Here is a 23,251-nt window from a genome sequence, read left to right as displayed (position 1 = left end):
TCTGGTGAAAGTGTGATAGATGCCGTAGACAAAAAAATATTAGGGTTACTGCAAGAAGATAGCACGCTGTCATTGAACGATATTTCTGAAGCGGTCAATCTCACCACAACGCCTTGTTGGAAAAGGCTTAAGCGCCTTGAAGAGAACGGCATTATTGAGAAAAGAGTCGCACTGCTGAACCCGGAAAAATTGGATCTTTCCTTTACCGCGTTCGTATTGGTGAAAACCAGTGATCATTCTCATGAGTGGTATGGTCGTTTTGTGAATACCGTGTCGGAATTTCCAGAAGTGATGGAGTTCTATCGCATGGCCGGCGAATATGATTATATGATGAAGGTTCAGGTTAAAGACATGAAGTGCTTTGATGATTTCTACAAGCGCTTGGTGAATAGTATTGATGGTATCTCTAATGTGACCTCGACATTTGCGATGGAACCATTGAAGTACACGACAGCATTGCCGCTTTAAGCTAAATCTAGCGTTACGCTAACTATTTCTCAGTTTAGATATTGCCTCAGCGATAAAGAAAAGGATTATTCATGTTTGCAAAAGTTTCGACTGCTATTCAGCTGGTGTTAGCTATCGCTATTTTTTACCTTGGCTACACTATCTATTCATTCACCAATAAAGTCGGTGAAATTGTCGATACCTATCCTCAGGTTATAGAGGATCTTTCAGTGCTTACTAAAGAGCTAAAAGTCGAAGAGTTTCTGATACTGGCGGAGCACGTCGACGAGTTGGCGCCACAGATGCTAAATACCGTCGAAGATGTTAGAAAGACGGTTGAGAAGGTGAACAAAACGGTAGCATCGGTCGACAGTAAAATCCCAGCTATCCTAGATGAAGTAAAAAACGTTCGAGTTGAAGTTGAGCAGGTGAGAACCGATGTGATCCCCCCAACGTTAACAGAATTAAAGAGATACCGCGTAGACGTAATGCCACCAATGCTCGCTGAAAGTAAGTCTTACCGCGAACAGACTATTCCTGTCATCGTCACTGAGTCTGAAATGCTACGAGCGGAAGTCCCTGGTATTTTGGCACAAGCTAATTTGTTAGCTGATAAGAGTAAAGAGCTCGCTCAGGGAGCCGCAGAGGGCGCGGTGAAAGGCGTAGTGTTATCGCCATTTAATTTACTTAGAGACGCTGGCGATGGCATCAAAACACGAGTGCAAGGTGAATTCGAGCCTACGCCAGAAGCTGAGTAGAGTTTATGGATTCGAAGTAACGACTTTTCGTTAATATTAAAAATAGAGGCTAGGTACTAAACCTAGCCTCTATTTTTTGTGCGTATTTTGGGCTTGTAAGAAGCGTTTATCCGTTACTTAGTAAAACGCATCACACCTTCTTGTACTGCCGTCGCTACGAGCTCACCTTTTTGGTTAAAGATCTCGCCGCGCACTAAGCCACGAGTGTTCGCCGCCGTTGGGCTTTCAATCGCATAAAGTAACCATTCGTCCATCTTGAACGGGCGGTGGAACCAGATTGAGTGGTCAATCGTCGCCACTTGGAAATTTGGTGTCATGATAGAGACTTCATGAGGATGAAGCGCCGTAACTAAGAACCCCCAATCCGATGCGTAAGCAAGTAGGTATTGATGAATTAATTGGTTGTCTGGCATCGCGCCATTTGCTCTTACCCAAAGGTACTGTTTCGCTTCCGTCTTCTTTGGGTTGAGTGGATTCACAACCGTCACCGGGCGCATCTCAATCGGCTTTTCGCCACAAAAGGTTTTGCGCAGTTTCTCTGGTAAGAATTCTGCAATGTGGCTCGCTAATTCAGTTTCTGAAGCAAAATTCTCTGGTCCAGGAATATCAGGCATTGCAATCTGGTGCTCAAAACCTGGCGCATCGCCATGATAAGAAGCGGTGAGATAGAAAATAGGGCGGCCATTTTGAATCGCTTTCACACGGCGCGTGCTAAAGCTGCGTCCATCTCTTAGGTTCTCAACATCGTAAATGATTGGCTTTTCAGGATCACCGGGAAATAGAAAATAACTGTGGAAAGAGTGAACACTACGGTCGTCTTGAACGGTATAACGAGCAGCAGAAAGCGCTTGTCCCAATACTTGACCGCCATATACCTGTGGTAGGCCTAAGTTCTCACTTTGCCCGCGGAACAGACCTTCTTCTAGTTTCTCTAACTGAAGTAAATTGAGTAATTCTTTTAAAGGTTGACTCATCGCCAGCATGCCTCTTGGTAAAATAGGTGTCAGATTATGGTGTTAATCATTTAGCTTAGTCAGATATCTGTCAATAAATCATAGGGTTTCGAGACAGAATATGAAAGCTCTCTTATAATTGCTGAGTAGATTTGCCGAGTCCGGCAAACATGTTGAGAGAAATTGAATATGAAAAAGGCTCTAATTCTTATTACGTCTTTAGTATCGTTTGGCCTACTTGTTGGTTGCCAAGCAACATCAGAAACGAATGCTTCTCAAGAAGTGGTTGCAGAGAACACTCAAGTGATTTCAGGAACAGTTAGCTACCGTGAAAGAATTGCATTGCCAGAGAATGCAGTAGTTACCGTTACGCTAGAAGATATCTCACTGGCTGACGCACCATCAACGGTTATCGCAACTCAAGAGTTCACTACTGATGGTAAGCAAGTACCGTTCGCATTCGAACTGAGCTACGACAACAACAAGATTAAAGCTAACCACCGCTACAACATGCGTGCGTCGATTCATGTCGATGGCAAACTGCGTTTCACAACTGACACGATTAAGTCAGTGATTACAGACGTAGAAAACACGCAACAAGCAGACCTACGCTTGGTTGGTGTTCGTTAATTAGAAATAGATGCCACTGTTAAGGCATCTTAATTAACGTCTTTCGATAAATGGCAGCTCTAGGGCTGCCATTTATATATTCTTAGTTTGATCTTTCCGGCATCACTCACTTCAACCCCTTCTTTAACCAAATGCCGCTTTTGTCGGTCGAATGAATCGCCCTTTAAAGAGATCTCTCCCTTGCTGTTTATCACTCGATACCAAGGCAGTTTGCTACCTTCTGGTAGGTTACCCAGCGCTTTACCAACATGGCGCGCATAGCCCGGAAATCCTGAAAAACGTGCTATGTCTCCATAAGTTGTTACTTTTCCATATGGAATTTGGTGAATCACAGCAAAGATTTGGCTCAAAAATTGGTCCATACTAAATGTTCCTAGTTCATAAATACCAATCACAGTAAGTAAGTGTTCAAAAATAGCGCAGGGAAAAAGCTTGAGAGCAAGGCAGATTTTTTTGATAAGTATTATTCTCCAATCAAAAAATCTAACGAGGTTATCGAGTTTTTTAACAAGCTAGGGTGACCAGTTAATTACTACGATTGGTATGGTACCACGGATCGGTAGAAGGAGAGGGCTATGGTATTTTCAACGTTTCAGTTCTTGATCACCACATTATTAGCGGTTGTTTGCGCGAGAGCAATCAGTTTAAGTGAGGGAGATATCCCGGTGCTTGCAATGGTAATTCCTGCCTTATGGATTTTACCGCAGGGGGGCATAGCTGGATTAGCTTTGCTTGTTTCCATGACTACTTATGGTCTAACCCTTCCTTTGCAGCCCATCACGCTGTCTGTCAGTGCGTGGGTACTATTCCCGCTATTGATGGTGGTCTTCTCAAGACGCAGTAGTTTGTCGGTCGTGATTATTTCTGGCTTGATCGTGACTACGTTGCAGGTTGGAATCATGGTCACGCAATCAGCAGGCAAGCTTGAAGGCGTCCCGTGGGTTACCACACTTCAAACCTTATCTATCATCGTAATTTGGTGGGCGGCAAATCACCTTAAGCCAGCCAGCCGACACAGCTGGTGGTCATTAGGCTTAATACTTCCATTATGGATAGCCGATTTACCTTATGCTGCTTTGGTGGCCTTGTGTATAACGGGCATCATGGCATCAATGGAAACGCTGACGCGCTTGAAAACGTTCCGCTGGAATAAACTATTATGTTGGACACTGCCAACGGTCGGTTTTGCGGCTCTGGTAATTACTCCAAGTATCGAAGTTCCAAGCCCTGTCTTTGTGGTGTGGTTGTGTCTATTAGGCACCGCGTGGATGACTGACTACATCATTCGTACAGAAGATAATGAAGACATCGATGTCTAGTACTTCAGCAATCCAAACTTTCCAAATGCAGATAAATGGTGAATTTACCTGCGATTTTCTAGTGGTTTGAATAAAGGATAAGCACTTAGACCGTAATTGTTCAAAAATAGGGTGGAAGGGCTTGCAATGGTTGCTGTGATGCTTAATAATCCAATCACTCTTTGAGGCAAGCCTCTTAGAAAACGAATCTATGGGGGCCTGGTCCTCCCGCAACAATAGCTCGTGAACTCGGTCAGGCCTGGAAGGGAGCAGCCGCAGCGAGTGACTTGTGTGCCGGGATGTGGCTGGGTTCCCACCCTTTAAAAAAGCCGCTCTTCATGAGCGGCTTTTTGCTATCTGAAGCTTAATTTTATCTTGTTTATGACTAGAGGTGCGAAAATATCAGTTTTTGAGGAAACGGTTATAAACAAACAGCAACACGAATGCGCCAAGCGTTGCGGTTATAATACTACCGATGTTAATGCCGTCAGCACTGCCGAGGCCGATGAAGCTCCCTAAAAAACCACCAACAAAGGCACCAGCAATACCTAGAACCATGGTGGCGATCCATCCACCACCATCGTTGCCCGGCATTAGCCACTTAGCTAGCGCCCCTGCAATCAACCCAAGAATAATCCAAGATATAAACCCCATAACTTCTCCTTACTCATTATTGTGTTAGGTGCATGTCGTCACACATCTATGGTTACGTTTAAATCATAGACCATGAATCAAAACTCGATTTAACTAACTGATGACCATTGCGATGTAACCCAGAATAAGAACCAATACCGATGTTAAAGCGTAGGGCACAGGATAGCCGATCGCTGGCATGTCACTGTGACTGGCATCTTGTGCGCCTTTCATTGCAGGCGTACTGTTCCTGCCTCCGGCACAAGCACCAGCTAAAATTGCAGGATTCATTTTGCGGAAATATAAGCCGTACAACCAAGCTAATAAGGGGGGTACTAAAGCAGCTGTCACCCCGAGCAAAGCTATCTTGATGACAACGATGCCTTGAAAAGAGGCCAGTATTTTGGGGCCTACCGTCGCTGCCAATACAGCAACAAACAGATTTAGGCCGATGTCTTGTAGAAAGCTTCTTGCTCCCTCGCTCATAGGGCCGCCAAAACTTGGATTCCGCGTGCGTAGGAAGGAAAAAATGATCCCGGTGAGCATACAGCCTGCCGAGGTTCCCAATGCAAATGGAATACCTGCGACTGTGACACTTAAATGGCCGAAGACATAACCAATTAATAAAGAAACGGCGAGATAGAAGGTTTCTGTGACGGTACTCTCGACGATGGGTACACTGTTCAACTTAGTGGCTGTTTGTTCTACACACCACTGAGAGCCGGCAATTCGAACCACATCGCCAACTTCGATCTGGGTTTGTGGTAATAGAGGTTGCTGGTGGCCTTGTCTGAAGACTGCTTTAAAGTAAACACCAAAACCGACTTCGGAATGTAACTGCGCTATCGTTTTTCCTGCATGTTCGGACTTCCCAACGTGAATGTCCGCTACTTCGATATCGACATTTCTAGCTCGTGGTTCATCGACTTCATTTCCGATATCAGCTTCACCTTCCGCAATCAAGACGCGATATTCTCCGCGAATGCCAATGACATCATTTAACTCAAGCATTGGATTATCAGAAGCATCAATGACTTGCTCACCTCGAACCACTTTAAGCACGGCCGCATCAGGGAAGTTTCGATACAGCTCCTGCACTGAACGACCGACTAACTCTTGGTGTGTGACCTTATAAGAGCGAACATCAATGGGTAGAATGCCAACATCTGAGAACCCAAAGGTACTTGGGAGCTTCTCGTTGTCATCGCCAGTTGAGAACTCTGCTTCTGCTTCTTTACCTGCTTTGACGGGGTCAATTCCAAAGAGAGAAGGGAGGTATTTAATGAACAAGATGATGAGGACGGTCGACAGGACATAGCTTATCGCGTAACCCGCCGCGATATTGGCACTGACCTGATCAATGCTCATGCCTTCTGGTGGCGTAAATGCCCCAGAGCTGATTGCTGACTGCGCTACGCCCATTACTGCCGTCACTGTGTAACTGCCAGAAATGATGCCCGCGGCATAGCCGGGCTCAAGGCCCATGAGCTTGGCGCCGATGACAACAATCGCAAAATTGCTGAACACGACAATTAAACCAATGACGACGAAGTCGATGCCTCCTCTAGCAAGGCCGGAGAAAAATTGCGGTCCTACTTTCATCCCAATGGCGTACATGAACATCATTAAGAAAATGTCGGAGACCAATCCTGGTTCTTCAATTTTTAGTCCATAAACTGAGAAGGACGTCAGTGCTATACCAACGCCAACGATTAGGGTGCCAGCTGTTGTGCCTAAGCTCACACCTTTAAAAGTGAGTCGACCAAGTGGATAACCAATGGTGAGTGATAGAAAGAGAAATACAAACGGATTCTCTGACAAGTAACTAAATAGAAAGGACATAATGTCACCTGCTAACTTGTTGATATAAGGGCAAGGAACCATCAAGGCTCCTTGCTTTAAGTAAGATGGGACAATTAGCTGTGATTAAAGTTACTCGACTCGTCAGCGTCGCTACCATTGACGACCGGGTGTTTGTCAAAGAAATCAACGCAGTGTTGTAAGTCGGAAATCAAAAGGTCAGCCATATCACGACTAAAACCATGACGAACTAAAATACGCATGATTACCAGATCTTCACGCTCGGCGGGCATCGCATAAGCGGCAATTTGCCAACCACGAGATCGGATGCGATCCGAAAGATCGTAGAGGTTAAAGCCTGGGGTTGCGCCATCTTTAATTGACCAACTCAAGGCCGGGATACCACCATGGCCATCGTAGATGATGTGAAATATACCCATCTTTTCGACTTCTTTGGCAAGGTAACGAGCCGTGTCATAACAAGCATCATGGATCTTACGGTAGCCCTCTTTACCAAGACGTAAAAAGTTATAGTATTGCGCAACGATTTGCCCCCCAGGGCGGGAGAAATTGAGCGCAAAGGTCGGCATGTTGCCACCGAGGTAGTTGACGTTGAAAATCAAGTCTTCATGCAGAGCATCCGCATCTCGCCAAACAACCCAGCCAACACCAAGTGGAGAAAGACCAAATTTATGCCCAGAAGCATTAATGGATTTGACCCTTGGCAAACGGAAATCCCACACTAAATCTGGGTCGCAGAATGGGGCGAGAAAGGCACCACTTGCACCATCAACGTGAATCGGAATATCTAATCCGGTCTCTTCTTGTAGTTTATCTAACGCTTCGTGTACCGCTTGTACTGGCTCGTATTGGCAAGTAAAGGTCACGCCTAGTGTCGGGACGACGCCAATCGTGTTCTCGTCACAACGTTTGATTACTTCCTCTGGGGTCATGATCAGACGATCACCTTGCATTGGGATTTCGCGAAGTTCAATGTCCCAGTAACGGGCAAATTTATGCCAACAAACCTGAACTGGACCACAAATAAGGTTAGGACGGTCAGTTGGCTTACCTTGCTTCTTCATTTTCTCACGCCAAGCCCATTTTAGCGCCATACCACCAAGCATTGCGGCTTCACTTGAGCCAGTTGTTGAACATCCCATTGGATTTTCAGCGTTAGGTGCATGCCAAAGATCGGCGAGCATATGTACACATCGAGATTCGATTTCTGCCGTTTGTGGGTATTCATCTTTATCGATCATGTTTTTGTCGATGCATTCATCCATCAATTTATGGACTTCGTCTTCGACCCATGTTTGACAGAAGGTCGCAAGGTTCTGCCGCGAATTGCCATCTAGCATTAGTTCATCATGCACGACTTGGTAAGCATGAGCGGGTGCATGCTCTTGCTCTGGGATTCGATACTTGGGCATAACAACGGAAAGATCTTTGGAAGAATAAACATCATCTAAGAGTGAACCACGAACAGTCGATTTTTTATGAAGAGGCATGGTGAATCCTTTATCTTATTGAATTTATTTTACTTATTGCCATTGAAACATCAGTAAATAGCAATATTGGCAGCTAAATAAACATAGCAGGATTTTATAAAAATTCAGCTTAAATAAGAGTCTGGTTGCTTATTTCACATTGTTTTATCTTGTTTTGTGCACGGTAAAACAAATATTTCAAAAGTACACTGTGTGGTGAAAAAACGGAGTTGTCATGATGAACTTTATATGAGTGTTAATGCTTATTTTTTAGTGTTGTAAGTTTTGGATATATAATTTTGGTGGCTGATTATAATTTGGTCATTCTACGATGTTAAATTTTTAATCCTCTTAATTCGCAGGCAACACAACGGCAGACGCTTCTTCCTCTGAATCTTCTTTGTCTTCTACTTGATCCGCAACCCAATCAATTGTCTTTGTTAGATAGAGCTTATTGGTTTCAGTATCACACCAACTCTTCGACAATCCTCTTCGATTAAACTCACTGCCAATGGCTGCCAATGTTTGGTTGCTCGAGCGCCCGTAATATAAGGTGTCGCATAGTTGTAGGTTCGACATTGATTGTGGGTATGTATTAACCGACGAGGAGTTCATGCTTAGTGCTTTGGATTGATTGTGCGTGCAGCCTGTAAGGCTTAAGAAAAAGATCAATGCTAAGGCTTTCTTCATAATATCTCTGAACAGTTGCCAATAGTTGGTGGGGATTATGAGCATGATTAAGTCACTGATTTGTCAATTCTTCGCCAAGTACCTAAACAGCATGACTTTGCTCGCAATTAGAGCGCGTTATTGAGTTGTTTAATTCCTCGGTCAAAAAGCGCATTAATCGCCAAATGCGCAATTTTGTACAAAAGCTGAAAGAGACTATAGAGTAGACTGATAAGTCGCTCGATAATCAACAGGCTTGGGAATTGTTATGGAGAACAAGAAACGCTCTAAAGAAAAGGCCGAATATAAGATAACGGAAGAGCTCGGCGGCCTTGAAATTCTTAATGCTGAATATGAAAAGCAGAACTTCTCACGCCATAGCCACGAGGGCTACACGCTGGGAGTCATCGAGCAGGGCGCTCAGCGTTTCTATCGAACGGGCGGACATCATATTGCGCCACAAGATGCGATTATTTTGGTCAATGCCGACGAAGTTCATAGCGGTCACTCTGCCACTGAAGGCGGTTGGGCGTATCGAGCCATGTATCCACTCCCAGAGCAACTTGCTAAGATCACTCAAGAGCTTAACCTACCCAATTACGGCGCGCCTTATTTCCCAAGAGCCGTTGTTGAAGACCCAGAGCTCGCCAATCAATTGAGGTTGGTCTTCAACACGATTGATGAATCCGACAATCGCCTGTTAAGAGAGACCTTGATGTATGGGATGTTGGTTAAGCTGATTAGCCGACATGGAAAATCGCCGCTTAACCCTCAACTCGATGGGAAAACTCAGCGGCAACTTGTCTTAGTGAAAGAGTTCTTAGATGACTTTCCACAAGCCGATGTGTCTCTAGAAGAACTCTCTAAACTGGCGGCTTTAAGCCCGTTTCATTTGGTACGCTCTTTTCAGAAAGAGTTTGGCCTTCCGCCGCATGCGTATCAGATCCAATCTCGATTAAGGCTTTCCCGTAAGTTATTGAAACAAGGGCATACCATTTCTGATACCGCGCAAGAGTGTGGTTTTCACGACCAAAGCCATTTTCATCGACACTTCAAAAAGGCCAATGGCTACACGCCGGGGCAATACATCAAAATGCTCTAAATCGGACACCTTAATTCGTTTGTGAAATCGAGCAAGTTTGTACAATCGAACCGACTCAACTCTTCTTACATTGAATAGCTAATGTGGGAGAGAAAAGAATTATATGGATAATGAAACAATGGATAGACGAACACAGTTATGGAAGGGCGTTTTAGCGGGAATGCCCTTGAGCATTGCGGTTATCCCTTGGGGAATTCTAGCGGGCTCATATGCGATAGATGCTGGGTTGAATCAGCTTCAAGCTCAAGCGATGTCGGCTATTTTATTTGCTGGCTCAGCGCAACTTGTCGCAGCGGGTATGTTCAAAGCGGGTATTGGTTTAGGGACCATGTTGTTGACCACACTGTTCATCACCTCAAGGCACTTTCTGTATAGCGTATCGATGCGAGACAAAATCAGTCATCTTCCTGCGCGTTGGCGTCTATTACTCGGATTTTGGCTCACCGACGAGCTGTTCGCGATTTGTAGTGGGCAGTCTCAGCAAGAGTTTAATCGTTGGTATGCCGCGGGTGTAGGTGGAGGTTTTTACCTTGTTTGGAATATCGCGAGCTTTGTTGGCATTGTCGCGGGAAGCCAAATCCCGTCACTCAATGAAATCGGTCTCGACTTCGCGGTAGCCGCGACGTTTATCGCGTTGGTTTTTCCACTAATCAGAACATTGCCTGTTGTCGTGTGTGTGGTGGTTTCACTGGTCACTTCGGTTGCCATGTCGGTTAACAATATTGATGGTGGGCTAATGATTGCAGCGATCGCTGGTATGTTAGCCGGCTTTTTCAGCGAATCATTCCAAGAGCGAACCAACGGTGACAAGACAATCGTGGAGGGGAAATAGAGATGATTTGGTTAACGATATTCCTCATGACTGCGATTGTTTTCTTTAGTCGGTATCTGTTTCTTGAACCTGCAATCCCGCTTCGACTCAATCAAACCGCAAGGCGCCTATTGCGCTATTCAAGCCCAGCGGTGCTGACTGCGATTTGGGGGCCAATTGTATTTGCTCCTGAACAAACATTTTGGCCAAGCCTTGAAAACCCTTACTTGATAGGCGCGGTGGTGACTGGCTTGCTGATTTGGAAAACAGGCAATGTGTTACTTACGATTGGCGTCAGTATGGGGGTGTTTTTGTTTTATAACCTTGTCGCGGTTGATTACCTTTTCTCGTGAGCTTCAACTTCAACTTTATGTTTCTCCCATAATTTAAGGGCCGTATAAATATGATTACTTGTTATGTTCGATATGTGATTGATCCTAAAAAGGTAAATGAGTTCGAGACATACGCAAAAATGTGGATTCCTCTGGTCGCTAAATTCGGGGGCCAACACAATGGTTATTTCTTACCGTCGGAAGGGGCGAACAATATTGCCTTGGCGCTGTTTACCTTTGAAAGTTTGGTTGCCTATGAAGAATATCGGATTAAATCGCTGAGCGATGCTGAGTGTATTAAAGCGTTTGAATTTGCGGACGAAGTTGATTGTATCGTGAGTTATGAACGAAGCTTTTTTAGACCTGTTTTAGAGTGATAGACCTTGCAACGTATAGCGTGGTGGCATCTAATGTACTGATTCACTGTTTGTGTGTTTAGGTTTTGGTAAGGAGTTAGTTTGGCTAAGAAATATTATGTGGTTTGGAAAGGTCGCACACCGGGTATTTTTACTACTTGGAACGAGTGTAAATCGCAAGTCGATGGCTTCGCTGGTGCGAGATATAAATCGTTTCCAACATTAGGCGAGGCTGAGTCTGCTTTCGGTGGTAAAACGTCGTCTGTGTCAGGCTCTACAGCGACAAAGCCAAGCTCTGCGGGGAAGGCGACGAAAGCAAAGGTTCCGCCTCTTTCAGAGCAGCAAATCACTGATATGCCTTTTGATATCAAGATCTTTACTGATGGTGCTTGTGAGCCAAACCCTGGTGAAGCGGGGACGGGTTTAGCGGTCTATCAAAACAACCAATTAACCGAATTATGGTATGGCTTGTATCAACCTGTTGGTACCAATAATACCGCTGAGTTACATGGCCTTAAACAGGCGTTTTTGCTTGCGAAAGATAAGTTAAACGCAGGCCTCTCTGTGGCGATTTATTGTGACTCGAAATACTCGATAGACTGCATTACTAAGTGGGCAACAGGTTGGGAGAAAAAGGGCTGGACCAAGTCGGGAGGCGAGATCAAAAACCTCGATATTATTAAGCCTGCGTATGCTCTCTACCAAGAACTTGCTTCAAAAATCACCATCTACCATGTGAACGGACACGTTGGGATTGAAGGCAACGAATTGGCCGATAGAATGTCTATTGTGGCGATTTCATCGAAAGAGCAACAACTCGCTCAATATCGTGACATCGAAGATATTGAGTCTATTTTGGCATTGCGAGCTGGCTAGCTAGGCTTCTTAATGAAAAGCTAATGAAAGTCACTGAAAGCATAAGTCGCCATCATTGGGCAGTGCTAAGTTGAGCGTTACATTTCAAATTGATGTAGCGCTCTTTTGATCTTGTGGTGCTCAGTTTTCTTATGGTGCTTTGTTCTTGTGATGCTTAGCTGCCTGAGTTAATCCTTATTGAGCTGGGTTCTCTATCCAGCGAGATAATTGCTGAGCTTGTTTTATCGAATTAAAACTGTCTTTCACTCTCTGACGTGCCTCCAATCCCATTGACGCTTTATCATTACTGCTCAACTGCGCAAAACGCTCAATCGCTTCTCTTAATTCCTCAACGTTCTTTTCGCTAACCACAAAACCTGTTTCAGGTGAGACGATCTCTTTGCATCCCATGATGTTGGTTGTGATGACAGGCGTACCAACGGCCATCGCTTCTTTTAAAACCAGTGGCCCGGTATCCACACATCCTGTTTCGGAAAAGCAGAAGGGCGCGATTAGGCTCTCATAGTTCGACAGTTTCTCTTTCACCCATTCGTGAGATTTGGCACCAAGAAAGGTCACGTTTCGAGTGAGCCCTTGCTCTTTGACCTGCAATTTTAATTGTTGCTCTAAATCGCCAGTACCGATGATATCGAGATGAATGTCGAGAGGTTCGGCAATCGGCGCTAGTGCATCAATAAGATGGTGGATGCCTTTCTGCTCCACTAATCGGCCAAGAAAAACAAAGCGAAGTTGCTTGGTTTCGGTTTTTGGGTTGAGTTGGAATTGTTTGGTATTAACTCCGCAGTGCAGGAGCTTAATGTTTCCTTTCGCCATGGTGTTGAAGTCAGCTAGCATGTCTTTACATACTGCAACCACAAAATCACTCGATGAAATCTTGTGTTCAATATCATAAGCAAACTCGTAAACATCATGGCCGTGAGCAACGAACGAACAGGTAATATTCAGCAGTTTTGCCGCGACGATGGCGTGAGCTGCAGTGTGCTGACAGAAATGTGCATGAACGTGTTCGACGTCGTTTTCCGCGAGTTGCAGCGCTAATTTAAAGCCATAAGCGAACAGTGACTTCTTGGGCATGCTGGTTTGCTTAGAAATAAATGAGACAGCCTTGATTAACCCTATCCAATTAATGTGGGTGACTTTACTCATCCGAACATCTTTACCTATCTCGACAATGTCGTAGTCGAACTGTTTTTCGCTGTTTTCAATTTTGAACGTCATTACACAAACATCGTGCCCACAGGCTTTCACAGAGTCGACTTCTGTTTGAATGAAGGTCTCACTGAGTACAGGGTAGGTTGGCGCCACAAATGCTACTTTCTTCATTCTTTGCTCCTCAAATCCATCTGATTAAAGCTATCAAGCCAAGGTAATAACCAATAAAGCAAGATACGAACCAAGATCAAATCGTAGCTTTGGCGGGCATTTCAATGGTTTCCTGAAGGTTACCCACCCAGAAGTAGTCCGTTTTCTCAAATTGAAAATCAAATTGAGGTTGTAGGTTTTTTGACCGGTTGTGTTTTGTCGTCATTTTGGGAATGGGTACGTAGGGGACTGATCTAGAAGTGATTTTATCGCAAGGTGCTCTCGGCATAGAACATGCAACGATAGCCATATAACGTATAAATCTGAGGGCGTCATTATGGCTAAAGTAAGCGTTATCATTCCTACTTACAATTGTCTGGATTACCTGCCTAAGGCAATTGGTAGCGTGCTTAAGCAGACTCATCAAGACATAGAATTAATCATTATCGATGATAATAGTAATGATGGTACGTCGACTTACCTAGCGTCAATCCATGATGATCGTATCGTCAAGTTATCAACCTTGGGTGTCGGGGCTCCTCAAGCAAGAAACCTTGGTATCGAAAAGGCGACGGGTGAATTTATTGCGTTTTTAGATGCTGACGACTTTTGGTTTCCCGAAAAAGTCGAACGCCAGTTTGAATTTCATCAACGATATCCTGATCTTGCGATGAGTTTTACCAATTACGAGCACCTTACGGAAGACTACCAAGTGATAGTCGATTGCTTTAGTTATTGGTCGCAGTTTCAAGATCAAGACGAGTTGTTCATCAATATCGAGAACCCGCTAGAGTTCATTATTGAAAACAATGTGATTGGGACATCGACGGTCATGGTGAGAGCGGATGTGTTTTCTCAAACAGGCAGTTTCAATGCTGATATTAAGTATGGGGAAGATTGGGAGCTGTGGCTTCGAATGAGTGAAAACCATCAGATTGGTGCGTTGAACTCCGTGCAGGTTGGTTACTTGATGAGAGCGAGTTCCGTTACCCAAACTGAAAATCTTAAATTGAGAAATTTGCAGTCGATAGAGACCATTCTTCAACATTACCAAGATGATAGTCAACGATGGAATCTACCCTCTTCAAGTTTCAAAATAGCAAAGGCGAGAATACTGGAAGGCTACGCTGACTATTATCGAGGCTTACAAATAAACCGACTGGCCATCTCATACAGTATTCGTTCGTTGGTTTTGGCTCCGCAAAAACGAACGTTCCGACATCTACTTGGGGACTTTAAGAGTTTCCTAATGCCTGCATTGTAAGGAATAGGTGTCTGCTATGGGGTCACTAAAACAGTCCGCCTATTACGCCATTGGCATTGTGATGATGAAAGGGATATCACTCGTGATGGTCCCCTATATCACCCATAAGATGACGTTGGTTGAATACGGTTCTTTAGAAGCCATTGTCTTGTTGGCTGATATCGGGACGATCCTATTTAGCTTTGGGATTGTTGAGGCTATGTATCGATATGTTGGCGTCGCTGAGGGGGAAGAAAAGAGGAAATTGGTTTCTAACTGTTTCACATTGAGTGTCTTAGTGTGTGTGTTAGGGGGGAGCTTAATTGCACTTAGCATGCCGCTACTGTTATTGATGCTGCCCGTCGAGTTCCAACCCTATCAAATCCTACTTCTGTTGATACCGACCATGCTCGATGGTGCGATTTCTATCCCGTTAACACTGATGCGAATGAATGCGATGGCAAAACGTTTTTGCATGCTCAATGTCTTGAAGGCGAGTGTGCAAGCTGCAATGACGTTTGTGCTGCTTGAAGCGGGTTATGGCATCGATGGTGTACTAATATCTTCCGCTGTTTCGAGTGTGCTGCTGATGCTGTGTTTACTGCGTTATCAATGGCAGGAGATGGGCTCAATTGGCAGCCTCAAGTACTCCGCTAAGATCCTAAAATTTGGATTGCCCACGTTAGTCGGTGGTGCTTCGATTTACATGATTACAGGGCTAGACCGTTGGGTGATGGCGAGTTTCGTCGGCGTTGAAGAGCTTGCGATTTATGCGGTCAGCGGTAAGTTTGCGTTGATTCTAGGCTTACTGTTGCAGCCTTATGCACTTTGGTGGTTTCCGAACCGAGTAGCTATGCTTCAGCAGCTTGGCGGTAGTAAAATTTGTGCAGATAGAGCCTTAGTCGGCGTTAACCTTGCCATCGTGTTAGGGATCCTGATGATTCTAACCGTTCCTGGTTTCATCTCATTAATTTTGCCTAGCAGCTATCACTATGCTGGTACTCTCGTCGTGGCCTTGCTTGTGATTGGTGTTATCAAAAGCGCAGGCGATTACCTCAATTTAGGCTGCTTTAGTGGCGATTCAAGTCAATCACAAATGTGGATTCAAGGTGGCTGTGCGATCTTGGCTGCGATTGGCTACTTTGTTGTGGCACCGATTTATGGAGTGTGGGGTGTGGTGGTGGTGCTTTGTGGTACTTATATCGTGAGGCTGTCACTGCTCTATATCGTGAGCCAAAAGATGGAATATTTACCTTATGATCACCGTAAATGGATAGTCGCGGTGAGTATCGGTCTATTTGCGATTGTCAGTGATAGGGTTCTTGGTTGGGTGCTGGTTGATGTGCATGATTTTGTTTTAGGCAGTTTTGTGGCGATAGTGACGTTAGTTGCCTTCATTCGATACTCTATTATCCCTGTACCACAGCCGCTACTCGATAAGTTTATGTTAGGTAAGCATTCGCATGTGAGTTGAATTCATGTCACCCCAAGTACAGCGGGTAATCGGCACTTAGCTACATAATTATCTTCAACAATAAAACACTGTTCATAACGACTCGAATTAGATAGTATTTATAAATTCAGTGAATGCTAACCATGGAAAGATTTATGAATAAGTGGATGCTGCTCTTGTCTCTGTTTTCAGCTGCCTCAAACAGCGCCTCTGATTTTTCAAGTGAGGGTATTACTGCTCCCGACTTCAATTCACAGGATTTCAAGCCGCCAGAAGTTTCTCAACAGGAACAACACAACATCGTTTGTGAAAGTGTAGTCTGCAATTCAACATCTGTACGTCAGCCCGTTCCTGTTGTTGGTGAAGTGCCCGATAGAGAGCTTAACCAAACCATAGAAACTCTTGCGAGTGCCATTTATATAGTGGGTGAAATGGGGATTGCAGAAAACTTAGCGACACCAGAGTACGAGAAATTTTTTGAGAATTAGTTGAAAGGATACGACAGTAGGATTGGTACTGGTTTTAATAGCTGCTATAAAAGGTCATATCTCACTTAATGATACGATAACCTTGGCATATTGAGACTAGGAAATACCAATGGAAATATGGAAGTTGCTGCTGTTTATCCCGGCTTGCTTTGCGCTCAACATGACACCGGGCCCAAACAATTTGTTATCAATGAACAACGCCCGTTGTTACGGATTTCAGGCCGCCTTTGTCGCTGGCTTAGGAAGAATCCTCGCTTTTTCTGGCATGATTGCTTTGGCTGCATCTGGCTTAGCGGTTGTGCTTTATACCTCTGAAACTCTGTTTTTCCTTATCAAGCTATTTGGCGCGATGTATCTGTTGTGGATCGCGTTCAATCTTTGGCGCTCACAAGCCAGTCCGGTCGCGGATATTGAACGAAATAAGAACTGGTTTGGTCTTGTTAAACAAGAGTTCGCACTGGCTGCTGGCAACCCCAAAGCGATACTTATCTTCACTGCATTCCTACCTCAATTTGTCGATGTTTCAGCGAACGTAAATACTCAATTCTTTGTTTTAGGCAGCACGTTCCTTGTATTAGAAATGCTCGCGATTTCCATCTATGCAGCCTTTGGTTTATATCTACGAAATTGGTTTTCAAAACCTCAGATGGCCAAGCGTTTCAACAAAGCGTGCTCGGTTTTTCTTGCTCTATCCGGTGCTAATCTGTTGGTGAGTCGACAGTAGTTCTCATTTTGCTTGTCTAGTTTATCGTTAAGCTTTTAAGGTCTGTCTATGAATATTGTCTGTGCGGAAAAACAGGAACTGGTTGATATCTACCAGCTTGAACATGCTTTATTTGGCGATCACGCCTATCCGTTGTTTTTCTTTCGTCAGGCATTTGATTGCTGGGGGAAGGGCTTGCTGGTGGTGAAACAATATTCGCAGGTTGCGGGCTATATATTAATGACACCAACCGACAAACAACAAGAGTATTGGGTTTTGTCACTGGCTGTTGATACTGCTTACCGAGGTATGGGGATTGGCCGTTCATTGATGCAACTGGCGATAGAAACCTTGCCACAAGGTTCCAAGCTTTTACTTACCGTTGATCCAAGTAACAGTTCGGCTTGTGAGCTGTATTTGTCGATGGGTTTTGTGACCATCAAAGAAGAGAGTAATTATTTCGGAGACGATGAGCCTCGTCTGGTCATGCAGCTCATCATCTAGTTCCCGCTTCATGTATCCGTTTAGATATAGGCATCGCATGCTTAAGTTAGCATCACGATACCGTGCATCAATACCACGCTAGAGGTGAGCCGAGTTCTCATATCCAAGTAGCCATCTGGGCCTTGGCTCTGGTTCTCTTCTCTCATTGACCTTTCCGCTCGCCAAACCGCAATGTAGCCAATGATGAGAATTAAGGTAGTGAGAAACTCTTTTTGCTCTCCAAGCAACACTGCCAACCATGCGATTAACACAACCATGTTGCTTAGAATCAGCGCTTTGTTGCTTGATTGGCTTTCGAAATTTTCGATGCCATTTCCCCATAAGATGCCCGACAAAAAGCTCAAGATGACCACGCTGTAAGTGATGAAGAGTGTTTCCCCGCTCAAGCTTAAAAGTTGGCTGTCGGTGAGCGAAAGGAGGAGACCGAATAAAAACGGAATTAACCCCATATAACCAAGTTTGGCCATGGTGTTACGTGTTTGAGTTGTCCCCATGTAATCTGACTTCATAACTGCTGCTCGATAGCGGTTTTAAGGATAGTACTGGTTGGCGATGTAGAACTCGGGAAGGTTGCGACCACTTTACCTTCTTTGCTGATCAAGAACTTATAGAAATTCCATTTAGGCGTTACGCCCGCTTGTTGTTGGATTTCGGCAAAGACTGGGTTTGCTTCTGGCCCAGAGATTGATGCACGCGCCATCATCGGAAAGGTGACGCCATAATCTAAGTAGCAGATTTTAGCGGATTGCTCCTCGCTGCCTCTGTCTTGGCGAAAATCATTACTTGGGAAACCAACAACCGTGAAGCCTTGGTCTTTATAGGTTTGATGGAGCTGCTCTAGTTGTTCGAACTGAGGAGTGAAACCACATTGGCTTGCCGTATTCACGATCAATAAAGCCTTACCTTGAAACTCTTCACACAGTTCAATCTCTTCGTTTGAATTTAACAGCCTTTGTTTTCCGTTGAGTATCTCTGGGCAGCTAGCTGAAAAAGCGAATGAACTCGTGAGGCTCGCGATTAGGGCGGTGGAGCGCAGCAGTGAATGTTCCATAGGTGTGACTCATTTTAGTTGGCGTAATGGTTATTACTCTTGAGCACGTTGAAATGATCACTTTGTGTCTTATTTACTGTCTCTTTCATTAGCGTTTTAACTATCGTTTTTAATTGTGCTTTTACTCTCTGGCATAAGGTATGGAGCGACCAAACGACTTATATTCACTTTCGCACCAAGGCGAGCCGCTAACAGATACATGCCACCAATTTTTCGGTGCAGGAACAGCGCATCGGCTGGTGGTGTGTGCCAATACTCTTGTTCCATGCTCAATATGGTGCCTGCTTCACGAAGCCTTTGTGCCAAACCACTGGCTCTGAAGTCGTAGTCTTCGTCAACCAACATCGGCTCACATGCCATCTTTACGAGGTTTAAAATAGCTTGACGTTGATCGGGAAGAATCGTCTCGCTGAAGAATCCAATTTGCTCTAACGCTTGGTTGAGCCCTTGCTCATTGTTATTAATCACTGACGAAAAGGCTAAGCGATAACCTTCGCTGAAGCGGTCACTGTATTCACGTGTTGCTCCGAAATCTAACAAGCCAATTTGTCGGGTGTTTTCAACGTAAAGGTAGTTGGCGAAATTGGGATCGGTTTGCACCATCTTAAAGTCGAACAACTCTCTGAATAGAAGCTCAAGCAAGCTGTGCATCACAAAGTCACGGGTGTCTTGGTCGTAACTTTCTATCTGTTCTATAGAGACGCCTTCGATGAAGTCCATGGCGAGCACGGATTCTGAAGAGACTTGCGGATGAATCTTAGGTACGACGAAGTGAGAGTGCTCTTTTAATGCATTGTGATAACGAGTTGCATAGCCAGCCTCTCGAGCGTAGTCCGCTTCATCATGGAGCTGTTTTTTTGCCTCTTCTAACAAGCCTTTGTAGTCGACCGACTTTGGTATCAAGCCAACAATGTTGAGCAGTGTGCCGACGTTGTCCACATCACTGTCGATGCTTTTTCGAATGCCTGGGTATTGGACTTTGACGGCGAGTTTGTCCCCGGCATCGCTATAGGCTTGGTGAACTTGTCCGATAGAGGCACTGGCAATCGGTTTAAAGTTGAAGGAAAGGAATTCGGTTTTCCACTGGTGCCCAAGCGAGCTCTCTAAGACTTGATTGAGCTGCTTTGTTGGCAATGGGTCTGCGTCTGAGCGCAGGCGAGAAAGAATGTCGGCTAATTCTGGCTCTAGAACATCGCCCGCATCCATTGATAGCATCTGCCCCAGCTTCATCGCAGCGCCACGTAGGTGCGCCAGTTGATCGGTCAGGCGAGCAATATTCTGTGGCGTTAACAGTAAGTCTTTTGCTTTGGGTCTGTTGCCTTGTGCAAGCTGCTTGGTGCCTTCCGTTAGCACGTTGCCCGCGACCCTTGTCGCCAATGAGGCAAACTTACTGAATCTAGAAATTCGATGTGTGGGAAGGTTTCTCTCTTTTGCCGACATAAAGGTTCTCTCTGAGAATCAAGGTTGATACCAATCGTAGTAAATAACTGTTCACCCTAGCTTTTTTCCTGCGCTATTTTTGATCACTTACTTACTGTGATTGGTATGACTACAAAGTTCTGCCAATCATTACACAACCGAATGTTTTGTTGTGGTAACTTGTCTCGCGAAACAGTAAACAGAATTAAAAGGACAAAGCATGAGATTTATTTGGTTGAAAGTGGCCGTTACGGTATTGGTATTCGCAGCTCTGTTTGGCATCGTTTACTACAAAGTCGCCAGCGGCATGTCTTAACTCAATCCTATTTAATGCAGCTGTTTCCGTTGCAGCGTGATTTTCCAGTTAGCCAGAAAGAGACTTTATATCTGTTCTTGGCAAATCGTAAATAACACCAATCTGCGATTGGCTTAAATATCGCCCAACGCAATGGAGCATATAGCCAACCTTTTCCTACTAAGCGCCACGCTTGGTAGGTCACGTCTAAACCTAACAGCACTTTGCCGTTCTCATCCAGTGCATGCAAAATGGTGTTGGCTGCGTCCGCATCAATCTGAGGGTAGTCTGAAAAGGATTCGCTGTAGATGTCAATGGTTTGAATCTTATTCTCGATATCATGCTTGGCAAGTGCCGCCATCTCTTTTGCGCACAATGGACAAGTCCCATCATAAAATATCGTCAGTTGTATCATTGTTTATTCGCCTGTGGCTTAGCTAGAAGAACCTTCAGTTGCCCGTTAAGTCGGCACCCTTCAATTCAATCGCTTGTTATTCGATAATCTTAGAATGGCTACGCTATTGTACCTTTTAAAGATCACTCTTCTCGAATCAAAGTTCTAAAGATGTCTGACTTAGACACTTTGTTCACCCTTTCAAGTCCTTGATTATTTGGTCAAATCTCTGGTTTATGGACAAATGATAACAAAACGTCCAAGAAAGGTGTGCCTTCAATATATAAACATCAACCAAATCAATTAGTTGAAGTTGGCTTGGAATATGCTCTATCGAACCTACGAATTGCTAAAGGATTTTCTCCAGTTTGGGCATGGAAGAAAACCTTAAAAGCATAAGTATGAACATATGGAGAGAGAACATGAAGGTTATAAATTATTTACTTAGTGTGCTTCTGTTGTTTAGTAGTCCTCAGTTGGCGTGGGCTACTGTTGATGTGATGGAACTCGATGGTAACGCGACCAGTGATAATAGTGGTATTGATTGGGACGATGTAAATGACCCCAACAGCATGGTTGGGATTGCAGAATTTTTCGAAAAAGACCGTAATGGTATCGACCAAATCTTTTGGAAAGGTGGATCAAAAGATGATTCCGACATTACAGATTGGGCATTCCGTACGGCGTCACCACAACCAAAAGATGACTTTACTAATGCGTATGCCGCAGCTTTTGAAAGCGAAGGTGACTTGCTGATTTACTTTGGTGCCGACCGATATGCGAACAATGGTGATATGTACATTGGTTTTTGGTTCTTGCAAGATCAAGTAGGATTACCGGCAGGAGCGACAAAAGGTGATTTCGTTGGCGAGCACGTCAATGGAGACATATTGGTCTTGATTTCTTTTCCGCAAGCCAGTGGTGGTAAACCTTATATTGAAGTGCTGCAATGGAATTTGAATAATGGTGATGTGACTGACAACATGACCAGACTGTTCCAGACGGCTGGAGACCCTAAATCTAATGATTTCGTTGGTGCAAGATGTGGCAGTGGTGCTGTCGGTGTCGAGAAGATATGTGCGATTTCAAATGATGATTCTATCGGGGCAATTGCTCTACCCAATGTACAAGGTTGGGATTATCTAGCTAAAACGGGTGAAACTACGTCTATTCCGACGGAGAGCTTTGTTGAAGGACGCCTGAACTTATCTGCACTATTGAATGATGAGTTTGGTATTGAGGATATCCCTTGTTTTAGTAGCTTCTTAGTGGAATCACGAGCTTCCCGTTCGATTGATGCGTCTTTGGCTGACTTCGTTGTCGGTTCATTTAGTTTATGTAGTATCAGCATAGCGGCGACTTGTAACACAACCAGTTTTACGGTCGATGGCATGTTTAACATCGATTACACCGTGACGGTCACCAACACCGGTCCTGGTTCGTTAGGCACCAATGGTGATTACCAAGTGGCCTTTTTATCTGATTCACCAATCTTAGGTGCGCTTCCTGTCGTGGGTAACGGTGATGAAGTGTGGAGTGTCGGTGAGTCATTCTCATTCATGGGTAATTACTTGTCTGTAAATAATGGTGCCGTTGGTGTGATCGATGGTTCAGTAGATCTTGATGGGCTTATCGTGAATGCTCAAGCTCCTGTGGCTTACAATTGTCCGCCAATCGACTTGAGTCCAATGGTTGAGATTTCTAAGGTATGTAATAGCTTCTTAGAGGTTGATAGTGGACAAGTTGTGCTTAAGAAAACCTATGATGTTGAAATATGTAATACCGGTGATATCCCATTGGCTATTGAATCGCTGGTGGATTCTAAGGATGACTCTTTGAGCCGTTCTGACTTACCTACCGAAGTCGTCAACAGCAGTTATTACCTCGACTTCGCTTTACCTTGTGATGATCTTGAGGATGTGACCACATGTGGTGCTGGTAATATATGTAGTGTATTAAGTGCCGACCCTGGGCTGTTTGCTTGTAAAACGGGTGAAGGAGAGTGGATACCGAACTTTGGTGATGCGATTGGTCAAGTGTGTACACAAGTAAGCAAAACTTATGCGCCAAATGTGTTACCAACTGGAGTAGACGGAGTGCTATCTAATCAAGTAACAGCAACGTTTGACTCGCTGTTCTTGCAAGAAGCATTTATGGAAACATCGAACATTGCAACCTGTGATGTTTGTCCATTTACTGTTCCTGAGCCATAAGTACTTTCATTAACTGAGTACAACTAAACTC

Annotated in this window: 26 protein-coding genes and 1 other RNA gene; 16 read left to right on the top strand and 11 right to left on the bottom strand. The window is 44.5% G+C overall.

The annotated features are described in order from the left end of the window. Positions 1 to 12: 12 nt before the first annotated feature. Together CWO13_RS15370 and CWO13_RS15365 are read left to right on the top strand one after the other, a co-directional pair. Entirely contained in the window at positions 13 to 468 is a 456-nt protein-coding gene (locus tag CWO13_RS15370) for an Lrp/AsnC family transcriptional regulator (protein WP_017056968.1), read from the top strand. A 71-nt stretch (positions 469 to 539) separates the two neighbouring features. Continuing rightward, entirely contained in the window at positions 540 to 1,205 is a 666-nt protein-coding gene (locus CWO13_RS15365) for a hypothetical protein (RefSeq protein ID WP_102432882.1), read from the top strand. A gap of 113 nt (positions 1,206 to 1,318) precedes the next feature. On the opposite strand, the gene tesB is transcribed toward CWO13_RS15365, so the two are convergent. Beyond that, entirely contained in the window at positions 1,319 to 2,179 is an 861-nt protein-coding gene (gene tesB, locus CWO13_RS15360) for an acyl-CoA thioesterase II (protein WP_048664245.1), read from the bottom strand. A 168-nt stretch (positions 2,180 to 2,347) separates the two neighbouring features. Here tesB and CWO13_RS15355 point away from each other — a divergent pair, with 168 nt between their 5' ends. Then, positions 2,348 to 2,788 (top strand): YbaY family lipoprotein, encoded by a 441-nt coding sequence (locus CWO13_RS15355; RefSeq protein ID WP_048664235.1) that lies wholly within the window; start codon positions 2,348 to 2,350, stop codon positions 2,786 to 2,788. Positions 2,789 to 2,847: 59 nt separating this feature from the next. Here CWO13_RS15355 and CWO13_RS15350 read toward each other — a convergent pair whose 3' ends face one another. Next, positions 2,848 to 3,150 carry an MGMT family protein gene (locus CWO13_RS15350; protein WP_048664234.1) on the bottom strand — a complete coding sequence of 101 codons (303 nt, stop codon included), beginning with the start codon at positions 3,148 to 3,150 and terminating at the stop codon, positions 2,848 to 2,850. A gap of 213 nt (positions 3,151 to 3,363) precedes the next feature. Here CWO13_RS15350 and CWO13_RS15345 point away from each other — a divergent pair, with 213 nt between their 5' ends. Both CWO13_RS15345 and ffs read left to right on the top strand, forming a co-directional pair. Beyond that, positions 3,364 to 4,107 (top strand): hypothetical protein, encoded by a 744-nt coding sequence (locus tag CWO13_RS15345; protein WP_048664232.1) that lies wholly within the window; start codon positions 3,364 to 3,366, stop codon positions 4,105 to 4,107. Between the two features lie 196 nt (positions 4,108 to 4,303). Continuing rightward, an RNA gene (gene ffs, locus CWO13_RS15340) (signal recognition particle sRNA small type) lies at positions 4,304 to 4,400 on the top strand. A gap of 88 nt (positions 4,401 to 4,488) precedes the next feature. On the opposite strand, the gene CWO13_RS15335 is transcribed toward ffs, so the two are convergent. From CWO13_RS15335 to CWO13_RS15320, 4 genes are all read right to left on the bottom strand, one after another. Continuing rightward, a complete protein-coding gene (locus tag CWO13_RS15335; RefSeq protein WP_017105442.1) occupies positions 4,489 to 4,740 on the bottom strand; it encodes a GlsB/YeaQ/YmgE family stress response membrane protein in 252 nt (83 codons plus the stop codon). A 93-nt stretch (positions 4,741 to 4,833) separates the two neighbouring features. Beyond that, complete coding sequence (locus tag CWO13_RS15330) at positions 4,834 to 6,561, bottom strand: aspartate:alanine exchanger family transporter (protein WP_102432886.1); 1,728 nt, start codon at positions 6,559 to 6,561, stop codon at positions 4,834 to 4,836. Between the two features lie 74 nt (positions 6,562 to 6,635). Then, positions 6,636 to 8,030 (bottom strand): glutamate decarboxylase, encoded by a 1,395-nt coding sequence (locus CWO13_RS15325; protein ID WP_017105444.1) that lies wholly within the window; start codon positions 8,028 to 8,030, stop codon positions 6,636 to 6,638. Positions 8,031 to 8,360: 330 nt separating this feature from the next. Then, positions 8,361 to 8,699, bottom strand: coding sequence for a hypothetical protein (locus tag CWO13_RS15320; RefSeq protein ID WP_102432881.1), 339 nt, complete (start codon positions 8,697 to 8,699; stop codon positions 8,361 to 8,363). Positions 8,700 to 8,946: 247 nt separating this feature from the next. Between CWO13_RS15320 and CWO13_RS15315 the strand changes: the two genes are divergently transcribed. The 5 genes from CWO13_RS15315 (at position 8,947) to CWO13_RS15295 (ending at position 12,155) form a co-directional block, all read left to right on the top strand. Beyond that, complete coding sequence (locus CWO13_RS15315) at positions 8,947 to 9,780, top strand: AraC family transcriptional regulator (RefSeq protein ID WP_055320095.1); 834 nt, start codon at positions 8,947 to 8,949, stop codon at positions 9,778 to 9,780. 103 nt (positions 9,781 to 9,883) lie between these two features. Then, positions 9,884 to 10,612: an AzlC family ABC transporter permease gene (locus CWO13_RS15310; RefSeq protein ID WP_048658202.1), complete on the top strand. Its 729-nt coding sequence runs from the start codon at positions 9,884 to 9,886 to the stop codon at positions 10,610 to 10,612. Between the two features lie 2 nt (positions 10,613 to 10,614). Further along, positions 10,615 to 10,944, top strand: a complete 330-nt coding sequence (locus tag CWO13_RS15305) for an AzlD domain-containing protein (protein ID WP_048658203.1) — start codon at positions 10,615 to 10,617, stop codon at positions 10,942 to 10,944. 50 nt (positions 10,945 to 10,994) lie between these two features. Continuing rightward, a complete protein-coding gene (locus CWO13_RS15300; protein WP_048658204.1) occupies positions 10,995 to 11,300 on the top strand; it encodes an NIPSNAP family protein in 306 nt (101 codons plus the stop codon). A gap of 81 nt (positions 11,301 to 11,381) precedes the next feature. Continuing rightward, positions 11,382 to 12,155, top strand: coding sequence for a ribonuclease H1 domain-containing protein (locus tag CWO13_RS15295; protein ID WP_048658205.1), 774 nt, complete (start codon positions 11,382 to 11,384; stop codon positions 12,153 to 12,155). Positions 12,156 to 12,329: 174 nt separating this feature from the next. On the opposite strand, the gene CWO13_RS15290 is transcribed toward CWO13_RS15295, so the two are convergent. Continuing rightward, positions 12,330 to 13,478 carry a glycosyltransferase family 4 protein gene (locus CWO13_RS15290; RefSeq protein WP_048658206.1) on the bottom strand — a complete coding sequence of 383 codons (1,149 nt, stop codon included), beginning with the start codon at positions 13,476 to 13,478 and terminating at the stop codon, positions 12,330 to 12,332. 316 nt (positions 13,479 to 13,794) lie between these two features. Between CWO13_RS15290 and CWO13_RS15285 the strand changes: the two genes are divergently transcribed. From CWO13_RS15285 to CWO13_RS15265, 5 genes are all read left to right on the top strand, one after another. Then, positions 13,795 to 14,721, top strand: a complete 927-nt coding sequence (locus tag CWO13_RS15285) for a glycosyltransferase family 2 protein (protein WP_107898722.1) — start codon at positions 13,795 to 13,797, stop codon at positions 14,719 to 14,721. 16 nt (positions 14,722 to 14,737) lie between these two features. Beyond that, positions 14,738 to 16,174, top strand: coding sequence for a lipopolysaccharide biosynthesis protein (locus CWO13_RS15280; protein WP_102530472.1), 1,437 nt, complete (start codon positions 14,738 to 14,740; stop codon positions 16,172 to 16,174). Positions 16,175 to 16,287: 113 nt separating this feature from the next. Then, the gene (locus CWO13_RS15275; protein WP_108083152.1) at positions 16,288 to 16,641 is read left to right on the top strand and encodes a hypothetical protein; all 354 of its coding nucleotides are present in this window, start codon (positions 16,288 to 16,290) and stop codon (positions 16,639 to 16,641) included. 109 nt (positions 16,642 to 16,750) lie between these two features. Then, complete coding sequence (locus CWO13_RS15270) at positions 16,751 to 17,365, top strand: LysE family translocator (RefSeq protein WP_017089636.1); 615 nt, start codon at positions 16,751 to 16,753, stop codon at positions 17,363 to 17,365. A 48-nt stretch (positions 17,366 to 17,413) separates the two neighbouring features. After that, on the top strand, positions 17,414 to 17,848 hold the full coding sequence (locus CWO13_RS15265) for a GNAT family N-acetyltransferase (RefSeq protein WP_108083151.1): 435 nt from the start codon (positions 17,414 to 17,416) through the stop codon (positions 17,846 to 17,848). A gap of 41 nt (positions 17,849 to 17,889) precedes the next feature. On the opposite strand, the gene CWO13_RS15260 is transcribed toward CWO13_RS15265, so the two are convergent. The 4 genes from CWO13_RS15260 to CWO13_RS15245 form a co-directional block, all read right to left on the bottom strand. After that, positions 17,890 to 18,357, bottom strand: coding sequence for a DUF3429 domain-containing protein (locus tag CWO13_RS15260; protein ID WP_107898723.1), 468 nt, complete (start codon positions 18,355 to 18,357; stop codon positions 17,890 to 17,892). After that, complete coding sequence (locus CWO13_RS15255) at positions 18,354 to 18,899, bottom strand: glutathione peroxidase (RefSeq protein ID WP_048669003.1); 546 nt, start codon at positions 18,897 to 18,899, stop codon at positions 18,354 to 18,356. Before CWO13_RS15255 ends, CWO13_RS15260 begins: the two co-directional genes overlap by 4 nt. Positions 18,900 to 18,995: 96 nt before the next feature. Next, entirely contained in the window at positions 18,996 to 20,339 is a 1,344-nt protein-coding gene (locus CWO13_RS15250) for an ABC1 kinase family protein (RefSeq protein ID WP_055320103.1), read from the bottom strand. Between the two features lie 302 nt (positions 20,340 to 20,641). Next, positions 20,642 to 21,028, bottom strand: a complete 387-nt coding sequence (locus CWO13_RS15245; protein WP_108083150.1) for a thiol-disulfide oxidoreductase DCC family protein — start codon at positions 21,026 to 21,028, stop codon at positions 20,642 to 20,644. A gap of 401 nt (positions 21,029 to 21,429) precedes the next feature. Between CWO13_RS15245 and CWO13_RS15240 the strand changes: the two genes are divergently transcribed. Continuing rightward, on the top strand, positions 21,430 to 23,220 hold the full coding sequence (locus CWO13_RS15240) for a hypothetical protein (RefSeq protein WP_108083149.1): 1,791 nt from the start codon (positions 21,430 to 21,432) through the stop codon (positions 23,218 to 23,220). Positions 23,221 to 23,251: the final 31 nt, after the last annotated feature.

The organism is Vibrio sp. ZF 223 (assembly GCF_003050585.1).
GTDB classification, from domain to species: Bacteria; Pseudomonadota; Gammaproteobacteria; order Enterobacterales; family Vibrionaceae; genus Vibrio; species Vibrio crassostreae.
The sequence above is the reverse complement of the archived record's forward strand: the minus strand, read 5'-3'. Positions and strand labels throughout refer to the sequence as shown.